This window comes from Desulfovibrio porci, assembly GCF_009696265.1.
GTDB lineage: Bacteria > Desulfobacterota > Desulfovibrionia > Desulfovibrionales > Desulfovibrionaceae > Desulfovibrio > Desulfovibrio porci.
The window spans coordinates 87,682-107,646 of sequence record NZ_VUMH01000009.1 but is presented as its reverse complement, the minus strand read 5'-3'; the positions used below and the strand labels follow the sequence as shown (position 1 = coordinate 107,646).

Genomic DNA, 19,965 nt, shown 5'->3' with positions numbered 1-19,965 from the left:
CAGGAGTAGGTCGCAGCTTTGCTGCGCCGTTAAGCGACTGATTTTCGTGCCTTTCCGCCGGGCGAGTTTTCTTGGAAACGAACCTACGGCGGCGCAAACGCCGCGAAGCGGGGTTTGCCATTCGTCTGAAGAGGCCGCAGCGCTGCGGCCTCTTCAGTTTCAGCAAGAGATCGCCGTTACGGGTGATCCTTGAACTTGTCGGCCACAGCCTTGCCGCCGCTGTGGCAGGGCGTACAGTCCATGACGCCCTTGCCCCAGTTGGCCTCGTTGCCCTTGGTCATATGACATTCGCCGCAGCCGGCCACGGATTTCTGAATCGGGAAGGAGCCTTTGTAGTCCTTGCCCTGCTCTATCTTGGCGTTCATGATTTCAATGGCCTTGCGGCAGACGTCGGCCGTGAGGCGGCCGCAACGCTCGCTGCGCTGCTTGCTGGTGGCCTCGATCTTATGCTCGTAACACCACTTGGAAACCGAAATATGGCAGAGCACGGAGCCCGAGACGTTGGACGGCAGATCGCCCTTGAAGCCCGTGGCCTTGTCCCCCGGGTTGTAGATGGGCAGGGCCGTGGTTTCATACCAGCGGAACAGTTCATTGACCATGGGGGTGCGTTCCTTGCGGCCCCAGAACAGGGCGAAGGCCGCCGCCGCGCCGTAAAGCGCGCCGCAGATGGTCCCCCAGTCGGAAATGCCGCCCTTGTTGGCTTCCAGCATGGTGAAGGGAAACTGGTTGTACGGCGCGCCGAATTTTTCGCCCATCATGCCGATGATGCCGTAAAACGTGCCGTACCCGCAGGCATAGCCCTTGTGCCAGTAGCCCTCGTAGGCCACGGGCGCGCATTCGTCCGCGTTCAGCTTGTGCGGCTGCCAGCCGAAATCGCCCCCGGCCTGGGCGAAACGCGCGCCGCCGCCCGCCGCCTGCGGCGCGGCCAGAGCCGGAGCCACCAGGCCCGCCACAGCGCCGCCCACGGCCAATCCCCCGATTCCACAGAGCAGATGCCTTCTGTTCGCGTCCATAGAACCTCCTTTTACTCTAAGTCCACTTGCATTGTTAAAAAACTCACTAGCGTCACCCGCAAACAAGGTCAACGAAATCCCCACGAAAAACAGGTTTTTTTGTAAAAATTTCCCGCGCGGCACTGGACGCGGCCGAAGAAGTACTTACCTTATTTCCCGCGCGGCACAGCCGCCCGAAATGTTGCATTTTCGACGTCCGCCGACGTGCCCGGGGCAGATGACTCCGTCCGCCGCCGGGGGCGAAAAAGCGCGCCTACGCTGCTCACGGCGCGAAGCACGGCTTCAAAAGATTTCCCTTGAGGAGGATACACATATGTCCAAAATTATCGGCATTGACCTGGGCACCACCAACTCCTGCGTCTACGTCATGGAGGGCAAGGACCCCAAATGCATCACCAACCCCGAAGGCGGACGCACCACGCCTTCGGTGGTCGCTTTTACCGACAAGGAACGGCTGGTGGGCGAAATCGCCAAACGCCAGGCCGTGACCAATCCCAAGCGCACCATTTTCGCCATCAAGCGCCTGATGGGCCGCAAATTCGACAGTCCTGAAGTGGACCGCTGGAAAGAGCATTCCCCGTATCTTATCACCAAGGCCCCCAATGACGACGCCGGGGTGGAAGTGGACGGACGCGTCTACAGCGCGCCGGAAATTTCGGCCATGATTCTGGCCAAGCTCAAGGCTGACGCCGAAGCCTACCTGGGCGAGTCGGTCACCGAAGCGGTCATCACCGTGCCCGCCTACTTCAACGACGCCCAGCGCCAGGCCACCAAGGACGCGGGCCGCATCGCCGGTCTGGAAGTCAAACGCATCATCAACGAACCCACGGCCGCCTCTCTGGCCTACGGTTCGGACAAGAAGGCCAATGAAAAAATCGCCGTCTTCGACCTGGGCGGCGGCACCTTTGATATTTCCATCCTGGAAGTGGGCGACAACGTCGTGGAAGTGCGCGCCACCAACGGCGACACCTTCCTGGGCGGCGAAGACTTCGACCAGCGCGTCATCAACTACCTGGTGGAAGAATTCAAAAAGGAAAACGGCATTGACCTGTCCAAGGACAGCATGGCCCTCCAGCGCCTGAAAGAGGCTGCGGAAAAAGCCAAGAAAGACCTTTCCACCGCCATGGAAGCCGAGGTCAACCTGCCCTTCATCACCGCCGACCAGAACGGCCCCAAGCATATGCTGATCAAAATTTCCCGCGCCAAGCTGGAGTCCCTGGTCAGCGATCTGGTGGACCGCACCATTGAGCCCTGCAACAAGGCCCTCACCGACGCCGGGCTTGACCCCGGCCAGATCGACGAAGTCATCCTGGTGGGCGGTATGACCCGTATGCCCCTGGTCCAGCAGGTGGTGGGCAAGTTCTTCGGCAAGGAACCCAACCGTTCGGTGAACCCCGACGAAGTGGTTGCCATGGGCGCGGCCATTCAGGGCGGCATCCTCACCGGCGACGTGAAGGACGTGCTGCTGCTCGACGTGACCCCGCTTTCCCTGGGCATCGAGACCATGGGCGGCGTGTTCACCAGGCTGATTGAGCGCAACACCACCATCCCTACGCGCAAGAGCCAGGTCTTCACCACGGCGGCGGACAACCAGCCCTCGGTGTCCATCCACGTGCTTCAGGGCGAGCGTCCCATGGCCGGCGACAACATGACCCTGGCCCGCTTCGACCTCACCGGCATTCCGCCGGCCCCGCGCGGCGTGCCGCAGATCGAAGTCTCTTTCGACATCGACGCCAACGGCATCGTCAACGTCTCGGCCAAGGACATGGGCACCGGCAAGGAGCAGTCCATCAAGATCACGGCTTCTTCCGGCCTGTCCGAACAGGACATCCAGCGTCTGGTGCGCGAGGCCGAAGCCCACGCCAGCGACGACAAGAAGAAGCAGGAGCTCATTGAAGCCCGCAACCACGCCGACAGCCTGATCTACGGCACGGAGAAATCCCTGGCCGATCTGGGCGACAAGGCCGACGCCGCCGTGAAGAGTGACATTGAAGGCAAAATCGCCTCCCTGCGCAAGCTCATGGAAGGCGAGGACGCCGCGGGCATCAAGGCCGCCACCGAGGAACTTGCCAAGGCCTCGCACAAGCTGGCCGAGCAGCTCTACCAGCAGCAGGCCCAGCAGAATGCCGGGGCCGCAGGCGGCCAGCCCGGCGCCGATGCCGGAGCGGGCGCTTCCGCCAACAGCGGCAACGACGACGTGGTGGATGCCGACTACACCGAAGTGAAGAAATAACCCCCGGCCGGGTTACCCCGGCTTGCCAGTACGCCTGTGCTGTACTAAAAAGGTCTGACCGTAAAAAGTCAGGCCTTTTTTATTTCTTGGGAGCATAGATATTTCAGCATCCATGCTCCGGCGGATGCGTTTATTCATAAAATGTCCAAAGGAGCCGCCATGCGTAGCCCGCGTTTTTCCCTGCGCTTCTGTGCCCCCGCCCTGTTCCTGGCGGCCGTTTTCAGTCTGGCCGCCTGCCAGATGCCCTTCGGCAAACGCGACGCCGCGCCGCCGGCTCCGGCCACTCCCGCCATGACCCAGGGCCCCTGCGTGGTTCTGGCCCTGCCGGCCTCCGGCCCCTATGCTCCCATCAGCGGCAAGATCGGACGCGGCACGACCCTGGCCCGGCAGGAACTGGCCGCCGACGGCATCAAGATACGTCTGGAAACAGTAAACACCGAAGCGCCGGACTGGCTGGCCAAGCTCTCGGCCCTGCCCCCGGCCTGCGCCGTGGTGGGCGGTCCCCTGCAGGCCCGCAACTACGCCCAGGCCCGTTCCGCCGGCACCGTGGACCAGCGGGCGTTCTTCACCTTTCTGCCCAGTCTGGAGCAAGGCGACGAGGGCGCGCGGGCCTGGCGCTTTTTCCCCAGCCCGCAGGACCAGATTGACGCCCTGATCGCCTTTGCCACGGACGGCCTGAACATCCGCACCTACGGGGCCTTCTATCCCTCGGACGCATATGGCGCGCGCATGACCGGCATGCTGGAGCAAAGCCTGGCCGGGCGGAACATGCTGCTGTACAAAGCCGCCTATGACCCGGCGGACGTCAGCTCCTGGAGCACGGCGGTGGCTCCGCTGATCAACGCCACCCAGGCCGAGGGCAGCGGCACGCCCGTGCCCCAGACCGCCTTTGAGGCTCTCTTCCTGCCCGACTCCTGGAAAAGCATGGACATGCTGACCACCAGCCTGCTCTACAACGGCGAGGACCGCCTAGTGCTGCTGGGCACCACCCTCTGGGAACAGAGCCTGTCCGGCAAGATGGTGCCCAATGCGGAAAAATACGCCCTGGCCGTATTTCCCGGCGCGTGGAACGCGGCGCGCGCGCCGCGCGCCCTGCAAGCGCCGGGCAATGACTTCTGGGTGGCGCTGGGGTATGACTTCACGCGCTTCGCGGTCAATCTGGGTCTGAATTCACGGCTGACGACGCCCGAAATCACGGCCAGGGCCGGACGCGCCGCTCAGATGATCCGGGGCATGGCCCCCGTCAAATGGGACGGCGCGGGCGTGGCCCATCAGCAGCTCTTCATCTTCCAGGCTTCACCCACGGGCATGGCCCCGCTCAACCTGGAGCAGTTCCAGCAGACCCGGGCCGCCGTGCTGCAACGGGCCGCGTTGCGCATGCAGGGCCTGCCCGCCGTGGATGCCGAGGGCAATCCCCTGGTGCCCGGCCTGCCGCCCGCGGCGGGCCAGACGCCGGGCATGGCTCCCCCCCAGTCCGGCACAGTCCAGCCCGGGACTACGCCCGCGGCCCTGCCCCTGAGCAGTACGCCGCAGCCCTCGTACAAACTGCGCCTGCCCACGCGACGTTGAAGCGCGGCGTCGGCCAGGGACTATAGCGCAATTTCAAAAGACAATTTGCTCTAAAGGATCAGCAATGGCAGAACACAACAGCATCAGCCGGGAAGAAGTGGCGCATATGGCCGCGCTTTCCCGCCTGCGCGTCAGCGACGAGGAGCAGAAGCTCTTCGCCCGCCAGTTCGGGGACATTCTGGGCTACATGGACGTGCTCGCCCAGGTGGATACCGACAACGTGGAACCACTGTACAGCCCGGTGCAGCACGCGGCCCAAAGCCGCGAGGACCAGGCCGTCAACCGGCGTTCGCGCGAAGAGGTTCTGGGCAACGCGCCGGAAGCGGACGGGGAATACTTCATCGTCCCGAGAATCGTATAAGGACATTGGCATGACCGAAATCTGTTCGCTTTCGCTCGCGGCCGTGGCCGGGGCTTTGCAGAAAAAGGAAATCAGCGCCGTGGAGGCCGCCCGGGCCTGCCTGGAACGCATGGAGGCCACGGAACCCCGGATCGCCGCCATGCTGCGCGTGGACGCCGACGGCGCGCTGGCGCGCGCCCGTGAGCTGGACGCGGCCGGGCCGGACCCCTCGCAAGCGCTCTGGGGCGTGCCCGTAACCGTCAAGGACGCCCTGTCCACCAAGGGCATGACCACCACGGCCGGTTCGCGCATCCTGGAGGGCTTCACCCCTATTTATGACGCTTTCGCGGTGGAAAAACTGCGCCGGGCCGGAGCCGTGCTGCTGGGCAAGGCCAATCTGGACGAATTCGCCATGGGTTCGGGCACGGAAAATTCAGCGTACCAGAAAACCCGCAACCCCTGGAACACGGCCAAGGTGCCGGGCGGCTCCTCCGGCGGTTCGGCGGCCTCGGTGGCGGCCGGGCAGTGTTTTGCCTCGCTGGGCACGGACACGGGCGGCTCCATCCGCCAACCCGCTTCCTTCTGCGGCTGCGTGGGCCTCAAACCCACCTATGGCCGCGTGTCCCGCTACGGGCTCATCGCCTACGGCTCGTCCCTGGACCAGATCGGCCCGCTGACCCGCTCGGTGGAGGACTGCGCCCGCGTGCTGGCGGTCATCGCCGGGCACGATCCGCGCGATGCCACCTGCGATCCGCGTCCCGTGGACGACTATGCCGCCGCCCTGACGCGGGGGGACGGCCTCAAAGGCCTGCGCCTGGGTCTGCCCAGGGAGTTTTTCGGCGACGGTCTGACCCCGGAAGTGCGCGCGGCCTGCGACGCGGCCCTTGCGCGCGCGCGGGAACTGGGCGCGGAACTGGTGGAAGTGAGTCTGCCGCACACCGAAGCGGCCATCGCCACCTATTATATCATCGCCATGGCCGAGGCCAGCTCCAACCTGGCCCGTTTTGACGGGGTGCGCTACGGCCGCCGCGCCCCGGACGTAAAAAATCTGGAAGAACTCTACGTCAGGTCCCGCTCCGAAGGTTTCGGGCAGGAGGTCAAGCGCCGGATCATGCTCGGGGCCTATGTGCTCTCCTCGGGCTATTACGACGCCTATTACCGCAAGGCCGCCCAGGTGCGCCGCCTGATCCGCGACGAATACCTGGCCGCGCTGGATCAATGCGACGCCCTCTGCGCCCCGGTTTCGCCGGTGACGGCCTGGGATCTGGGCAGCCACGCCGCCGATCCGCTCCAGGCCTATCTTATGGACGCCTATACCCTGTCTCTGAATCTGGCGGGCCTGCCCGGCCTGTCCCTGCCCGTGGGCCTGGGAGCGGACAGCAACATGCCCGTGGGCCTGCAGCTCATCGGCCCGGCCTTTGGCGAAGCCCGCCTGCTGGGCGTCGGCCATGCCCTGGAACAGGCCTTGCCCGGCATCGGACGGCCCGCGCTGTAAAAATTCCGCTGAACACGGTTACGGAACAGAGCCCCGCGCGTAACTCTCGCGCGGGGCTCTGTTCCGTGTGACGGCAGACCCGGCTTCGCGACATTTGCGCCGTTGCGAAAGCCGGACCATAAGGCGATCATGTCCCCCACAAAAAGCCTGGACGGCCCCCCGTATGGGCGGTAATGCTTGTAGCAAAGAGGAGCCTCCCTGCCGTAACCGGGGCGGCCTCTTCTGAATTGCAGCAGTTTTTGCGGAGGTACCATGCAAGATAGCAAGTCATCAGAAAAAAAAGATGCCTTGAAACGACGCGATGTGATCAAGGGAGGGGCCGCCGTGCTTGCGTCGGCGTTCTTCCCGTTTTCCATACAAATTTTCAACGCGGGCGAGGCCATTGCCGGGCCTCCCGCTCCATCGGGCACGGGAGAGGAAAAAATCCTCTGGAACTCCTGCAATGTGAATTGCGGGAGCCGTTGCGCCTTGCGCGTGCATGTGCGCGACGGCGTCATCACCCAGGTGGAAACCGACAATACCGGCGACGACCAATACGGCCTGCAACAGCTCCGCGCCTGTCCGCGCGGACGTTCCATGCGCCAGCGCGTGTATGCCAAGGAGCGTATCCCCTACCCCCTGCGCCGGATCGGCAAACGCGGGGAAGGCAAGTTCGAGCGCATCAGTTGGGATGAAGCTTTCGCCGAAATCGGCAAGCGGTTGCGCGGCGCCATCGACACGTACGGAAACGAGTCCGTCTATCTCAACTACGGCACCGGCGCGCTCGGCAGCACCATGGGCAAAAGCTGGCCCCCCGCGCAAACGGCGGTGGCCCGGCTGATGAATCTCGTAGGCGGCTACCTGAACCATTATGCCGACTATTCCACCTGCCAGATCACGGTGGGCATGCCCTATCTGTACGGAGGCGGCTGGGTGGACGGCAACTCGCTTTCCGATATGGAAAACAGCGAACTGGCCGTGTTTTTCGGCAACAATCCCTCGGAAACCCGCATGTCGGGCTGCAAGGCCAAAACGCTCCAGCACGCCCGCTTCACGCGCAACACGCGGGTCATTGTCATTGACCCGCGCTATTCCGACACCGTGGTTTCCGTGGGCGACGAATGGATTCCCATCCGTCCCGGCACGGACGCGGCGCTCAGCGCGGCTCTGGCCTACGTCATGATCAGCGAAGACCGGGTGGACAAGGCCTTTCTCGCCAAATACACCATCGGTTACGATGAGGCATCCCTGCCCGAGGGCGCGCCCGCCGGTTCCTCCTATGCGTCGTACATTCTGGGACACGGCCCGGACAAAACCCCAAAAACGCCCGCCTGGGCCTCGCGCATCACCGGCATTCCTCCGGCGCGCATTGAAAAGCTGGCCAGGGAAATCGCCGGGGCCAAGCCCTGCTTCATCTGCCAGGGCTGGGGGCCGCAACGGACCACCAACGGCGAGAATCTTTCCCGCGCCGTGGGCATGCTCGCCGTGCTCACCGGCAACGTGGGCATCAGGGGCGGCAATACGGGCGCGCGGGAAAACGCCGGGTACAAACTGCCCATGGCCCTGTTCCCGACGCTGGAAAACCCCGTGAAGACGGAAGTTTCCTGCTTCAACTGGTATCAGGCCATTGACGACTATACCAAAATGACCGCGACCACCGCGGGCGTCCGGGGGCGCGACCGTCTCGTCGCGCCGATCAAATTCATCTGGAACTACGCGGGCAACTGCCTCACCAACCAGCACGGCGGCATCAACCAGATGCATCCGATTCTGGCCGACGAAAAAAAGTGCGAGACCATCGTGGTCATCGACACCACGCTGACGCCCTCCGCCCGCTACACGGATTTTCTGTTGCTGAGCTGCATGAATCTGGAGGAACACGACTGGACGTCGGACGGCGACAGCAACATCGCCTATGTCATCTTCGACAACAAGTGCATAGACCCCTTGGGCGAGGCCCGCAGCATTTATGACATCTGCGCGGGCGTGGCCAGAGAACTGGGCGTGGAGGCGCAATTCACGGAAGGACGCACGCAATACCAATGGCTGGAAGCGCTGTACGAAGAATCCCGCAACGCCGTGCCGGAACTGCCGCCGACGCTGGAAGAGGCCTTCAAAATGGGCGTCTTCAAAAAGCATTTTCCTGAAAACCATATCGCCTACAAGGATTTCCGCGAGGACCCGGAGGCGCATCCGTTGCCTTCCCCGTCCGGCAAAATAGAAATCTATTCCCCCCGGCTGGCGGAACTGGCAAAAACGTGGACCCTGCAACCCGAGCAGGCCATCACCCCTCTGCCGGAATACATCCCCAACCCGGAAGGACCCGAGGGGGCGGAGCGCAAAACATGGCCGCTCCAACTCATCGGCCATCACTACAAACAGCGCACGCACTCCACCTATGGGAACTGCTGGTGGCTGCAGGAGGTCGCCCCGCAGGAACTGTGGATCAATCCGCGCGACGCCGGAGCCCGCGGCATCCGCCTCGGCGACAAGGTGAAAGTCTTCAACGAGCGGGGCGTGTCGTTCGTCAAGGCCAAGGTCACGCCGCGCATCATGCCCGGCGTCGTGTCCCTGCCGGAAGGCGCGTGGCATACGCCCGACAGTTCGGGACAGGACACCAACGGCTGCGTCAACGTGCTGACCAAGCTGCTGCCCACGGCCCTGGCCAAAGGCAACCCCCACCACACCAACCTCGTCCAGGTCGAAAAAGCCTGAGCGGCAAGGCATGCTCGCCAAGGATGACAAAATGATCAAAAATCCGGCTTTTTATTTCAATTCCGAACTCTGCACCGGCTGCAAGGCCTGCATGATCGCCTGTATCGACAAACACAATGCGAATCCGGGCGTTCTCTGGCGGCGGGTGCTGGAGTTTTCCGGCGGAGAATGGCTGCCCGTGGGCGACGCTTTCGAGCAGAACGTCTTTGCCTACTATGTGTCCCTGTCCTGCAACCACTGTGAAAATCCCGTCTGCGCCAACGGCTGTCCCACCCAGGCCATGCACAAGGATGAAAACGGCATTGTGTCCGTAGATGAAAGCCGTTGCGTCGGCTGCCGCTATTGCGAGTGGAATTGCCCGTACGGCGCGCCGCAGTTTGATCCGCAACGGAAAAAAATGACCAAGTGCGATTTCTGCCGCGACAACCTGGAACAGGGGAAAAAACCGGCCTGCGTGGCCGCCTGCCCCTGCCGGGCGCTGGATTACGGCGAGTACGGGCAACTGGTGGAGCGTTATGGAGCGCAGGCTCCCATCGCGCCGCTGCCCGACGCGGAATTGACGCGCCCGCACTTCATCTGCGCCCCCAACCGCCATGCCAAACCGCAGGGGAGCACGGAAGGCCTGCGGGGCGGCCTGATCAGCAATCCCGAGGAGGTGTAGCCATGGAAGGGTCCTTGAGCCTCGTTCTTTTCACCCTTCTGGGGCAGGCTTCGGCGGGCATGCTGCTGTTGCTTCCCTTTTTTGCCGCTCCTGAAAGCGGCCGAGGGCGCGTCGCCGGGTGGGCCGCCCTCGCGCTGCTCTGCGCCGGGGCGCTGTTTTCGCTCGGCCACCTTTCCGATCCCTGGGTGAGTTTTTACACCATCACCAACGCGGGCACGTCCTGGCTGAGCCGGGAAATCTGGTTCGTGGGCCTGCTCGGCGCGGCGACGCTTGCCTGGCTGGTGACGCGCCGGGTCTGGGTCCGCTGGCTGGCCGCCCTCGTCGGCCTGGGACTGATGTATGTTATGAGCCGGGTGTACACCCTGCCCACGGTGCCGTTCTGGAATTCAGCGGCCACGTTCTGGACCTTCCTCGCATCGGGCCTGCTCACAGGCGCGGCGACCCTGCTCTTTCTCAACGGGCTTGCCGCGCGACGCGATTCCGAAGCGGCGCGGCGGCTGACGACCGGCCCACAGCCCGTGATTCTGGTGCTGGCCTTCGGGTTGCGCGTGCTGGTCCTGCCCCTGCAATGGATGACCTCCCCGATGCCGGACCATGTCGCCCTGCAATGCTGGGCCCTGGCTTTTCTGCTGGCCGGAGCCGCCCTCGGCCCCCTGCTGCTGGTCCGCAACGGCTGCCGCGCGCTTCATTCCGGCGAATCCCCTGCCTGCCCCTGTCCACTCGCCGTCAGGGCGGGCATCCTTTGCGGCCTGACCTGGGCCGGGGAGATCTGCGGGCGGGTGCTGTTTTATGACGGGTACGCCTGGTTCGGCATGTAGAACGACCCCATGCCGAGACGGCATCGGCTCCGGCGGACGCGGGAAAAGCGCGACACTCACGGCCTTCGCCGCTACAAAACAGCCGTCCCTTTGACTCTGTGGTCAAGGGGACGGCTGTTTCAATGACACGCGCTCCGTCGACGACGGACGCTATTTCTTGTGCAGCATAATATCCAGAATCACCTTGTCCGTCTCGCGCATGCCCGTGGAGCCAAGGCGGCCCAAGTTGGCGATGCAGGTTTCAATGTCCGCATCCACAATGCCTTCGTTGCCGGGCACAGCGGAACCTTCCAGGGCCAGCATCACGGCCTGGATGCCCGCGCCCACGGCCGAGGCCACCTTGAGCGCGCAGGAGCTTTTGGCCCCGTCGCAGATCATGCCCGCAATGTTGCCCACCATGTTGCGCACGGTCATTTCCATTTCCTTCAGCCCGCCGCCCAGCAGCAGGGCGATGCCGCAGGCTGCGGCCGTGCCCGCCACCATGGCGCCGCAGTGGGCCGAAAGCCGTCCGAGGTGGTGCTTGATGTGGATGGAGGTCAGATGGCTCATAATCAGGGCGCGGGCCAGTTCCTCGTCGCTCTTTTCCTGGCGGATGGCGCAGGCCACCACCGGCATGGTGCAGGTGATGCCCTGGTTGCCGCTGCCGGAATTGCTCATGACCGGCATCATCACCCCGGCCATGCGCGCGTCGGCCGCCGCCGCCGTGAGCTTGACCGCGAAGGTGGGCATGTCGTCGGCCAGGATGCGCCGCCGCACCTGGGCGTCCATACTCTTGCCCACGGCCAGACCATACTGGCGGCTCAGGCCTTCCTCGGCCACCCGGCGGTTCATGCGCGCGGCCTCCAGAATGAAGGCGATGTCCTCCAGCGGGGCCGTGGTGGCAAAGTCGTAAATACCGGCCAGGGTCAGAGGCCAGCTGTCCGCGCCGTCGGTCCGGTTCTCCGTCCCGGCGGCGTCCTCTTTTTCAAAAATCAGCGCGCCGTCGCGCCAGACCCGGGTGATGTTGGCGTGGCTGTCCCGCAATTCGGCCCTGGCCGTATGCCCGGCGGCAGCGGCGGTGACCGCGCAATACAGCAGCAGGTCGTTGTCCGGCAGTTTCAGTTCCACCTGACCGGCCTTGATCATGGCCCTGGCGGCGTCCACCTGGCCGGGCGTCAGATCGCGCAGGCATTCCAGGCCCAACGCGCTTTTGCCGCCCAGCGCGCCGGACGCCGCCGCGATGTTCAGCCCCATTTCACCAGTGCCGGGCACCATCACGCCCATGCCGTTCTTGAGCAGGTTGGCGCTGACCTCCACGCACAGGCTTTCGGGCGCGGCCCCCAGCGTTTCGGCGGCCTTGGCCGCCGTGAGGGCCACGGCGATGGGTTCGGTGCAGCCCAGGGCGGGCACCACTTCCTGGTGGATCAGATCAAGAAAGGCTTGCTGGGATGCGCTCATGCGTTCTCCGTGCTCCCCGAGTGCTGCATGGCCCCCAGTTCGCCGTGACGGTTGAAGATGCCCTCCAGCATGAGGGTCAGGGCGCCGTCGCCGGTGACGTTGCAGGCTGTGCCGAAGCTGTCCTGCAGGGCGAAGATGGCGATAAGCAGGGCCACGCCGGTCTGGTCAAAGCCCAGCACGCCGGTCACGATGCCCAGCGAGGCCACCACCGTGCCGCCGGGCACGCCGGGCGCGCCCACGGCGAAAATCCCCAGCAGCACGCAGAAAAGCACCATGGTGCCCAGCGAGGGCAGCGCGCCGTAAAGGATCAGGCTGATGGTCATGACAAAAAAGGTTTCCGTGAGCACCGAACCGCAGAGATGCACCGTGGCCCCCAGCGGCACCATGAATTCCACCATGGTCCGGCTGAGCACCGGCGAGCGGCGCGCGCACTCCAGGGCCACGGGCAGCGTCGCGGCGCTGGACATGGTGCCCACGGCGGTAAGGTAGGCGGGCATATAGTAGCGGAAAACCTGGGAGGGATTGCGGCCCGACAAGGCCCCGCCGATGCCGTAGAGTACGGCCAGCCAGATGAAGTGGCCGAAGATCACCAGGACCACCATGGTCACGAAAATGGGCAGATGCCTGGTCAGCGAACCTTCATAGGCCAGGCCCATGAAGGAGAGGCCCACGAAAAAGGGCAGGATGGGAATCATTACCCGCGTCACCAACCAGGTCATGACCCGTTCCAGTTCGGCGAAAACCTTGCTCAGGGTTTCGGACTTGGTCCAGGCGATGGCCACGCCGAAAAACAGGGCCGTGACCAGGGCGCTCATGACGCTGAACAGGGGCGGGATGTCCAGGCGGAAGACCATTTCCGGCAGCTTGCGCAGGGTTTCCGTCTCCGTGGCGATGGAAAGATGCGGAATGATCAGGTAGCCCGAGGTCATGGAAAACAGGGCCGCGCCCAGCGAGGAGGCATAGGCCAGGCACACGGCCACCATCAGGATTTTGCTGGCGTTCTGCCCCAGCCGCACGATGGCCGGGGTGATGAAGCCCACAATGACCAGCGGCACCAGGAAGAAAATGATCTGGCCGAAAATGTGCCGCAGAGAAACCACCACGTCCATGACGGCCTCATTGGCCACAAAGCCCAGCAGCGCGCCGAGCACAAGCCCGGCCAGCAGCTTGAGAATAAGCGAAATATCACCGATCTTGGCCATCCTGATCCTCCGCGAAGTTTAGAATGACAGGGCGTCTGACAATATGCGCAGAAAGGTCCGGCTTTTCAAAGCCGGTTTATCTTCCGTATACGCCAGGGCGGGCCTGTTTCGCAACAGTCAAAAGCCTATATGCGAAAATGAAATAAAACGGAGGAGGAATGCGCGGGCGCGCTCACTCCAGGATGTAGCGCATGGGATTCACCGGCACGCCGTTGAGCCGCACCTCGTAATGCAGGTGCGGACCGGTGGTGCGGCCCGTCATGCCGATATAGCCGATGATTTCGCCGCGCTTGACCCATTGACCGGGCTGCACCACCCAGCGCTGCATATGGCCATATTTGGTGACTATGCCGCCGCCGTGGTTGATTTCCACGCTGTTGCCGTAAGCGCCGTCGCGCGCGGCCATCGTCACCGCGCCCTGGGCCGGGGCCAGAATGGGCGTGCCCATGCGGTTGCTGATGTCCAGCCCCTTGTGGAACTGGCCGCTTCCGCCGCCGAAGGGCGAGGAGCGCCCGCCGAAACTGGAGGACACAAAGCCCACCACCGGCCAGATGGACGGCATGGAGGCCAGGGCGTCGCGGTTTTCGCGCAGGGCGCGCAAAAGATCCTGCTGGCGCACTTCCTCCAGGCGCACGGATTCGGAAAGACGGGAGAGAAAATCCTGCATCTTGCGCGCGGCCAGTTCCTGCCGGTGCAGGGGCAGATAGGCGCGCGAAAAGTCGCCGGGCGAGCCGCCCACTTCAGCGGGGTCTTTTTCCATGTTCATCATCATCCGCAGTTTGGAATCAAAGCGCTGCACGCGCTGCAAGTCCTGGCTGACGGAGGTGATCCGTCCGGCGAGGTTGACGATCTGGCGGCGCTGCTCCTCAATGACCCGCTGGGCGTTGTCGAGATTCTCATCCAGATGGCGCGCCTGAAGCCAGGCCCGCCAGAGCCAGACGTTGCAGGCGATCAGGGCCAGGACCAGCAGGCAGGCCGTAAAGCCGAACCAGCCGCGCATCCGCAGGTTGCGGCTGCCGCTGCGTCCTTCCTTGAAAATGACGATATGGTATTTGCCGAGCAGCATGGAGCGGATAGTCTAGGTTGCGCTCCGTCCTCTGTCAATGCGCGGCGGAGCGGGACCGGCACGGGCTTTGTCCGGGCCCGGATCTTGATGCCGGAGCATATTCGGTGTTCCGGTCCGGGCCTCGGCAACCTGCCTGCTGACAATCCGGCAAGGGACGTGTATAGTTCGCCACATCCGCTGGTCCGCATCGGGCCGCGCCCGCAGCAAGGAGAAACAGCCATGCCGGAAAACACTCCCACGATTTCCGTTCCCTCCACGTCCCCCGTCCCCGGGGATCCGGCGCGGCGGGCTCTGCGGGATCTTCTGCCCGAATTTTACGCTGCCGTGAGCGAATTTGAAGACCTGAAGGTCGCGCCGGGCCTCAGTCCGGAGGCTGTGGCGGCCCTGGAAACAAAGCTGGACTTCAGCTTTTCCAAAGAACTCAAAGAATTGCTGACCCATTGCGCCGCCATTTCCATGGCGGGTCTGTCCGTGAAGGCCGCCGAGTTCGGCCCCATTGTCATGCCCGGTTCCGACGCGCTGATCATCGGCGAATTTTATCTCCACAATCCCGGCGACCGCCTGCTTATGCTGCCCGATGATCCGTCCGTCTATTATCTAGAGCAACGCAACGGGGCCATCACCAAAATGGCCGACGGCATGTTCAGTTTCTTCAACAAGACGCTGTTGAAATACATGTATTCCGACTAGAGCCTGCCGCCACGCGCGTCTTTACGCTTATCGCCGCAATGTGGCGCGTCGTCTTGCGGGGCGTCGTCTCTCCCATTCTCCGGCAGGCTGTTTTTGTCCAGCTGCCAGCGGGTCAGGCCGTTGAAAATGCAGCGTCGGGCGACCCTGGTCAGGCCGTAGAAGCCGGACAGGGTTTCGGCCATGGCGCTGCGCGCGGTGTGCCCGGCTGAAGGGCAGGCATTGGCCCAGACCGGCAGATCCCACTGCTTGGCGGCCTTGAGGATGTATTTCTTTTCCACCAGCAGCAAAGGCCGGATCAGGCGCAGCCCGCCGTTGAAAAAGGGTTCGCACATGCTCATGCCGTCCACCCTGCCGTTGCGGCAGAGATTCATGAAAAACGTCTCCACCAGATCCTCGGCGTTGTGGCCCAGCGCCAGATGGGTCAGGCCATAGCGCGCGCAGAGCTCGAACAGACGCTTGCGCCGCAGCCAGGCGCAACGGAAGCAGGCCGAGCGGCGCAGGTTTTCCTCCGAATGAGCCCGTGGCCCAAACTCGGTCACTTCCAGGTGGGCGGCAATGCCCTCTCGGGCCAGCCAGGGCAGAAGGGCCGCGTGACTGCGCGGGTCAAAACCGGGGTTGAGATGCAGGGCCATGAGCTCGAAGCGGAAGGGCACGATGCCCTGGCGGATTTTCAGGCTCTTGAGCAGCACGAAACTGTCCACCCCGCCGGACACGGCCACGCCCACACGGCAGCCGGGCCAGAGCATGCCGGTTTTCTGCATGGCCTTGCCCGCGCTTTTGACGCAGACCTCCTGGGCGAAAGAACGCTTTTCCCGGCTCATGCGCGTCGCTCCGGCAGGCCGGGCAACGTGCAAGCCTTTTGCGGGACCCGGTTTTTTTCCGCGCCTCCGGCGGGCCGGGCCGCGCACGCGGCGGCCGCCGGGCTGCGGACGGCAACAAACAGACAAAGGGCAGGCATGATCCCTCCCGGAGCGCGCCGGACAGGCCGACGGCGAATGGTTCTTGACAGATTTCGCCCCTCCCTCTATCATATCTTATTTCAGCAGGCAAAGTTCTGTATTCAGGCGCATCCGCACGCCCGCCCTCTTTACAACAGGCCGGGCGGTATTATTTTTCAACCGGATTTCCCGGAACGGAGGTCGGCACGTCAAGGCCGGCCGGACACGGAGGCAGCATGGCCCGTATTACTGTGGAAGATTGTCAGGAACGCGTGGACAACCGTTTTCTGCTGGTGCAGATGGCCATCAAGCGCGTGCATCAGTATCGCGAAGGGTATGAAGCCCTGGTGGAAACGCGCAACAAGGAAGTCGTCACCGCCCTGCGTGAAATCGCCGCCGGCAAGGTCATGCCGGACGACAAGAGCCTGTACAACCCTCTGCCCGAAGGGCAGGAAGCGCCCAATAACGAGGGCTAGCGGAACTGTTCCGCGAGTCCCCCTGTCCCCCGGCCCGTGACGCGGACCGGGGGACAGGCGTCAGCACGGGCCGTCTCGCCATCCCGATACACACGCAACAGCACCGAAAATTATGATGCAGCGCGACTATTACGAAGTTTTGAGCGTCAGCCGTACCGCCGGAGAGGACGAAATCAAGCGTGCCTACCGGAAAATGGCCATGAAGTTTCATCCGGACCACAACCCCGGCGACGCCGAGGCTGAGCAGCGCTTCAAGGAAGCCGCCGAGGCCTACGACGTGCTGCGTGATCCGGATAAACGGGCCCGCTACGACCGCTTCGGCCATGCGGGCGTGCAGGGCAACGGCGGCGGGGGCTTCGGCAGCGCCGAGGACATTTTCGCCCATTTCAGCGACATTTTCGGGGATCTCTTCGGCTTTTCCTCGGCCTCGCGCGGTCCGCGCGCCATGGCCGGAGCGGACCTGCGCTACAATCTGACCGTCAGTTTCGCGCAGGCGGCCAAGGGCGATGAAATTACCCTGTCCCTGCCCAAGCACGTCACCTGTCCGGACTGCAAGGGCAGCGGGGCCGCGCCCGGCAGCAAGGTGGAAACCTGCCGCCAGTGCAACGGCACGGGCCAGGTGCGCCGCTCCCAGGGCTTTTTCCAGATCGCCATGCCCTGCCCCGTCTGCCAGGGCACGGGCCAGATGATCACCAAACCCTGCGCCAAGTGCAGGGGCGAGGGCATTGTCACCGACACGCGGGAACTGGTGGTGCGCGTGCCCGCGGGCGTGGATACCGGCACCCGGCTGCGCGTGCGCGGTGAAGGCGAAGCCGGCGTGCACGGCGGCCCTCCCGGCGACCTGTATGTGGTGCTCACCGTGGAGCAGGACAAACGCTGGCAGCGCCAGGGCCAGGACCTGATCTACAGCCAGGAAATCAGCTTCGTGCAGGCCGCTCTGGGGCACAAGGTGGAAGTGCCGGGCATTGACGGCGACCTGCCCCTGGAAATTCCCAGAGGCGTGCAGAGCGGCGCCCTGCTGCGCCTGTCCGGCGAGGGCCTGCCCTACCCCGGCCGCAAGCAGCGCGGCGATCTGCTGGTGGAGATCAAGGTGCTCACCCCCACCCGCCTTTCCGCCAAACAGGAAGAACTGCTGCGCGAATTTGAAAAAGCCGGGGAGCAGACCCCCCTGGAAAAAGTCAAAAAAGCCGCCAAAAAAATCAGCAAGGCCATGGGCCTGGATTAAGTCCATCTCCATGCTCTGACGCCGCTTCCGCGCGGCGTGCCATCAGCCGGAAACGCAACACGTTTCCGGCTGATGGCATTTTTTGACTCCTCGGTTGAGAGCGGCCGCGATTCCTGCTAGTCTGAAAGAAAACAGCTTTGCGGACAGGCCTGAATGGCGGGCCGGGTCTCTTCCCCCCGAGTTGTTGACGCTTTGCCAAGGAGAACAGACATGCAAACCCGATTCAGCCGCCGTTTCGCCGCGCCGCTCCTGTCGCTGGCACTGGTCCTGATCCCGCTGTGGGGCGTCGCGCACGCCGGCCCCCCGGCGAAAGGCGTCCGCCTGCCGCCCATGCCCAAAAACTCGGCCTGCACCACCACCATTGTCACGCCCGGCGCATCGGCCGACGGCAGTATGCTGGTCAGCCATTCCGACGACAACGATCTGGGCGATCAGAGCATCGTCTTTGTGCCCGCGCGCGACTGGCCCAAGGGCAGCCTGCGCCCCGTGTACGCCAGCGCGGTGGCCGTGGGCGATCAGCCGCAATTCAACGCTTTCACGGTCCCGCGCCTAGTGGACGGAAAGCGCGCGCCCGGCTACGCCAATCCCGGCAATCCGCCGTCCATTCCCGTCGGGCATATTCCCCAGGCGGCGCATACCTACGCCTACATTGACGGCAATTACGCCATCATGAACGAGCACGGCCTTATGTTCGGCGAATGCACCGACGGCGCGTTCATCAGCAACGGACCGGAGCCGGGCAAGCGCATCTTCTATTCCTCGGAACTGGCGCGTGTGGCCCTGGAGCGTTGCCGCACCGCCCGCGAAGCCATCACTCTCATGGGTCGTCTCATTGAAACTTACGGCTATTACGGCACCGGCGAAACCCTGCCCGTAGCCGACAAAAGCGAGGCCTGGGCCATGGAAATGGCCCCGTCGCCGGAAGGACGCGGCGGGCTCTGGGCGGCTCAGCGCGTTCCCGACGGACACTTCTGGGTGGCGGCCAACGAATTCCGCATCCGCGAGCTCATTCCCGGCAACCCCGACCAGATGTGGGGTGAAAGCCTCATGGACGTCCTCGACCGGGCGGGCTGGCGTTCGCCCAAGAACGCCTCCAGGCCCGTGGACTGGCTTACCTCGGTAAGTCACGGCGAGTACTGCCACCCCTATTATTCCCTGCGCCGGGTATGGCGCGCCCTGTCCCTGGCCGCGCCCTCGGCCGGACTGCCCGCCTGGGTGGAAAGCGGCGTCACCCGCGCCTATCCCTTTTCCATCAAGCCGGACCAGAAAATGAGCGTTCGGGACCTGCAGCGCATCCATCGCGACCACTATGAAGGCACGGAATTCGACCTGACCAGAGGCGTGGCCGCGGGACCTTTCGGCTCGCCGGAACGCTATCTCGGCCCCTACGATCCGCACGGCGATGTGGGCGACCCCAAGGCTCAGCTCAAGGGCGCGTGGGAACGGCCCCTTTCCATGTATTATACGGGCTATACGACCATCTGCCAGTGGAAGCCCCATCTTCCCGGCACCCTGGCCGGAACCCTGTGGCTGGCCCTTGACCGCCCGGCGGAGTCCGTCTTTGTGCCGCTGACCGTGGGGCCGTTGCCCAAGGGCTATGAAAAGGGCGATACCCGCGCCTTCTCTCGGGACAGCGCCTGGTGGACCTATAACCTCGTGGGCAATTACGCCCAACTCAAGTATTCCTATATGATCCGGGACATCCGGGCGCGCGCCGCCCTGAACGAGGATGACGGCTTCCGCCTTCAGGCCCGGTTGGAAGATGAACTGGCCGGGCTCGCCGCCGCCGACCCGCGCCGGGCCGCCTCCCGGCGCAACCAGCGCCTCAACGCCCATGCCGAAGCCGTACGCGCCGACTGGACCAATCTTTTCGAGCACCTTGTGGCCAAATATGCCCAGGGCTTTGTGAGCGCACCGGGGAAAATGGCCCAGCCGGTGGGTTATCCGCAGGAGTGGCTGGACAGGACCAATTACGCCGACGGCCCGGCCCACGGCTACGGCAAGGGCGGCAAGTAGGCATTCGCCGCTGTACCGGAAGGACACGAATACATCACCGCAAAGGCCGCCCTCTTGCGAGGACGGCCTTTGTTGAGTGCTTAAAATATGCC

The 19,965-nt window shown here is 64.0% G+C and carries 16 protein-coding genes; 11 read left to right on the top strand and 5 right to left on the bottom strand.

Annotated features, from left to right (window positions below):
• Positions 1 to 176 precede the first annotated feature (176 nt).
• Entirely contained in the window at positions 177 to 1,013 is an 837-nt protein-coding gene (locus FYJ44_RS09795; RefSeq protein ID WP_154511602.1) for a split-Soret cytochrome c, read from the bottom strand.
• A 313-nt stretch (positions 1,014 to 1,326) separates the two neighbouring features.
• Here FYJ44_RS09795 and dnaK point away from each other — a divergent pair, with 313 nt between their 5' ends.
• The 7 genes from dnaK to FYJ44_RS09760 all read left to right on the top strand — a co-directional run bounded on the left by dnaK (position 1,327) and on the right by FYJ44_RS09760 (position 10,823).
• Positions 1,327 to 3,246 (top strand): molecular chaperone DnaK, encoded by a 1,920-nt coding sequence (dnaK, locus tag FYJ44_RS09790; protein ID WP_154511600.1) that lies wholly within the window; start codon positions 1,327 to 1,329, stop codon positions 3,244 to 3,246.
• Between the two features lie 159 nt (positions 3,247 to 3,405).
• A complete protein-coding gene (locus FYJ44_RS09785; protein ID WP_154511598.1) occupies positions 3,406 to 4,815 on the top strand; it encodes a type 1 periplasmic-binding domain-containing protein in 1,410 nt (469 codons plus the stop codon).
• 64 nt (positions 4,816 to 4,879) lie between these two features.
• Positions 4,880 to 5,176, top strand: coding sequence for an Asp-tRNA(Asn)/Glu-tRNA(Gln) amidotransferase subunit GatC (gatC, locus tag FYJ44_RS09780; protein ID WP_154511596.1), 297 nt, complete (start codon positions 4,880 to 4,882; stop codon positions 5,174 to 5,176).
• A gap of 10 nt (positions 5,177 to 5,186) precedes the next feature.
• On the top strand, positions 5,187 to 6,650 hold the full coding sequence (gene gatA / locus FYJ44_RS09775; protein ID WP_154511594.1) for an Asp-tRNA(Asn)/Glu-tRNA(Gln) amidotransferase subunit GatA: 1,464 nt from the start codon (positions 5,187 to 5,189) through the stop codon (positions 6,648 to 6,650).
• A 288-nt stretch (positions 6,651 to 6,938) separates the two neighbouring features.
• A complete protein-coding gene (locus tag FYJ44_RS09770) occupies positions 6,939 to 9,344 on the top strand; it encodes a DMSO/selenate family reductase complex A subunit (protein WP_229772646.1) in 2,406 nt (801 codons plus the stop codon).
• 31 nt (positions 9,345 to 9,375) lie between these two features.
• A complete protein-coding gene (locus FYJ44_RS09765) occupies positions 9,376 to 10,005 on the top strand; it encodes a DMSO/selenate family reductase complex B subunit (RefSeq protein WP_154511681.1) in 630 nt (209 codons plus the stop codon).
• A gap of 2 nt (positions 10,006 to 10,007) precedes the next feature.
• Positions 10,008 to 10,823 carry a dimethyl sulfoxide reductase anchor subunit family protein gene (locus FYJ44_RS09760; protein WP_154511590.1) on the top strand — a complete coding sequence of 272 codons (816 nt, stop codon included), beginning with the start codon at positions 10,008 to 10,010 and terminating at the stop codon, positions 10,821 to 10,823.
• 150 nt (positions 10,824 to 10,973) lie between these two features.
• On the opposite strand, the gene FYJ44_RS09755 is transcribed toward FYJ44_RS09760, so the two are convergent.
• From FYJ44_RS09755 to FYJ44_RS09745, 3 genes are all read right to left on the bottom strand, one after another.
• A complete protein-coding gene (locus tag FYJ44_RS09755) occupies positions 10,974 to 12,260 on the bottom strand; it encodes an L-cysteine desulfidase family protein (RefSeq protein WP_154511588.1) in 1,287 nt (428 codons plus the stop codon).
• A complete protein-coding gene (locus tag FYJ44_RS09750; protein ID WP_154511586.1) occupies positions 12,257 to 13,462 on the bottom strand; it encodes a dicarboxylate/amino acid:cation symporter in 1,206 nt (401 codons plus the stop codon). The genes FYJ44_RS09755 and FYJ44_RS09750 overlap by 4 nt, the downstream gene beginning before the upstream one ends.
• Before the next feature lie 172 nt (positions 13,463 to 13,634).
• Positions 13,635 to 14,528, bottom strand: coding sequence for a M23 family metallopeptidase (locus FYJ44_RS09745; RefSeq protein ID WP_154511584.1), 894 nt, complete (start codon positions 14,526 to 14,528; stop codon positions 13,635 to 13,637).
• Positions 14,529 to 14,747: 219 nt separating this feature from the next.
• Here FYJ44_RS09745 and FYJ44_RS09740 point away from each other — a divergent pair, with 219 nt between their 5' ends.
• Positions 14,748 to 15,218, top strand: a complete 471-nt coding sequence (locus tag FYJ44_RS09740; protein ID WP_229772645.1) for an SMI1/KNR4 family protein — start codon at positions 14,748 to 14,750, stop codon at positions 15,216 to 15,218.
• On the opposite strand, the gene FYJ44_RS09735 is transcribed toward FYJ44_RS09740, so the two are convergent.
• A complete protein-coding gene (locus FYJ44_RS09735; RefSeq protein ID WP_229772644.1) occupies positions 15,215 to 16,039 on the bottom strand; it encodes a tRNA lysidine(34) synthetase in 825 nt (274 codons plus the stop codon). The genes FYJ44_RS09740 and FYJ44_RS09735 overlap by 4 nt on opposite strands.
• 353 nt (positions 16,040 to 16,392) lie before the next feature.
• Between FYJ44_RS09735 and rpoZ the strand changes: the two genes are divergently transcribed.
• The 3 genes from rpoZ (at position 16,393) to FYJ44_RS09720 (ending at position 19,873) form a co-directional block, all read left to right on the top strand.
• Positions 16,393 to 16,632: a DNA-directed RNA polymerase subunit omega gene (rpoZ, locus tag FYJ44_RS09730; protein WP_154511582.1), complete on the top strand. Its 240-nt coding sequence runs from the start codon at positions 16,393 to 16,395 to the stop codon at positions 16,630 to 16,632.
• 112 nt (positions 16,633 to 16,744) lie between these two features.
• Positions 16,745 to 17,857, top strand: coding sequence for a molecular chaperone DnaJ (dnaJ, locus tag FYJ44_RS09725; RefSeq protein WP_154511580.1), 1,113 nt, complete (start codon positions 16,745 to 16,747; stop codon positions 17,855 to 17,857).
• A gap of 210 nt (positions 17,858 to 18,067) precedes the next feature.
• Complete coding sequence (locus tag FYJ44_RS09720; protein WP_229772643.1) at positions 18,068 to 19,873, top strand: dipeptidase; 1,806 nt, start codon at positions 18,068 to 18,070, stop codon at positions 19,871 to 19,873.
• Positions 19,874 to 19,965: the final 92 nt, after the last annotated feature.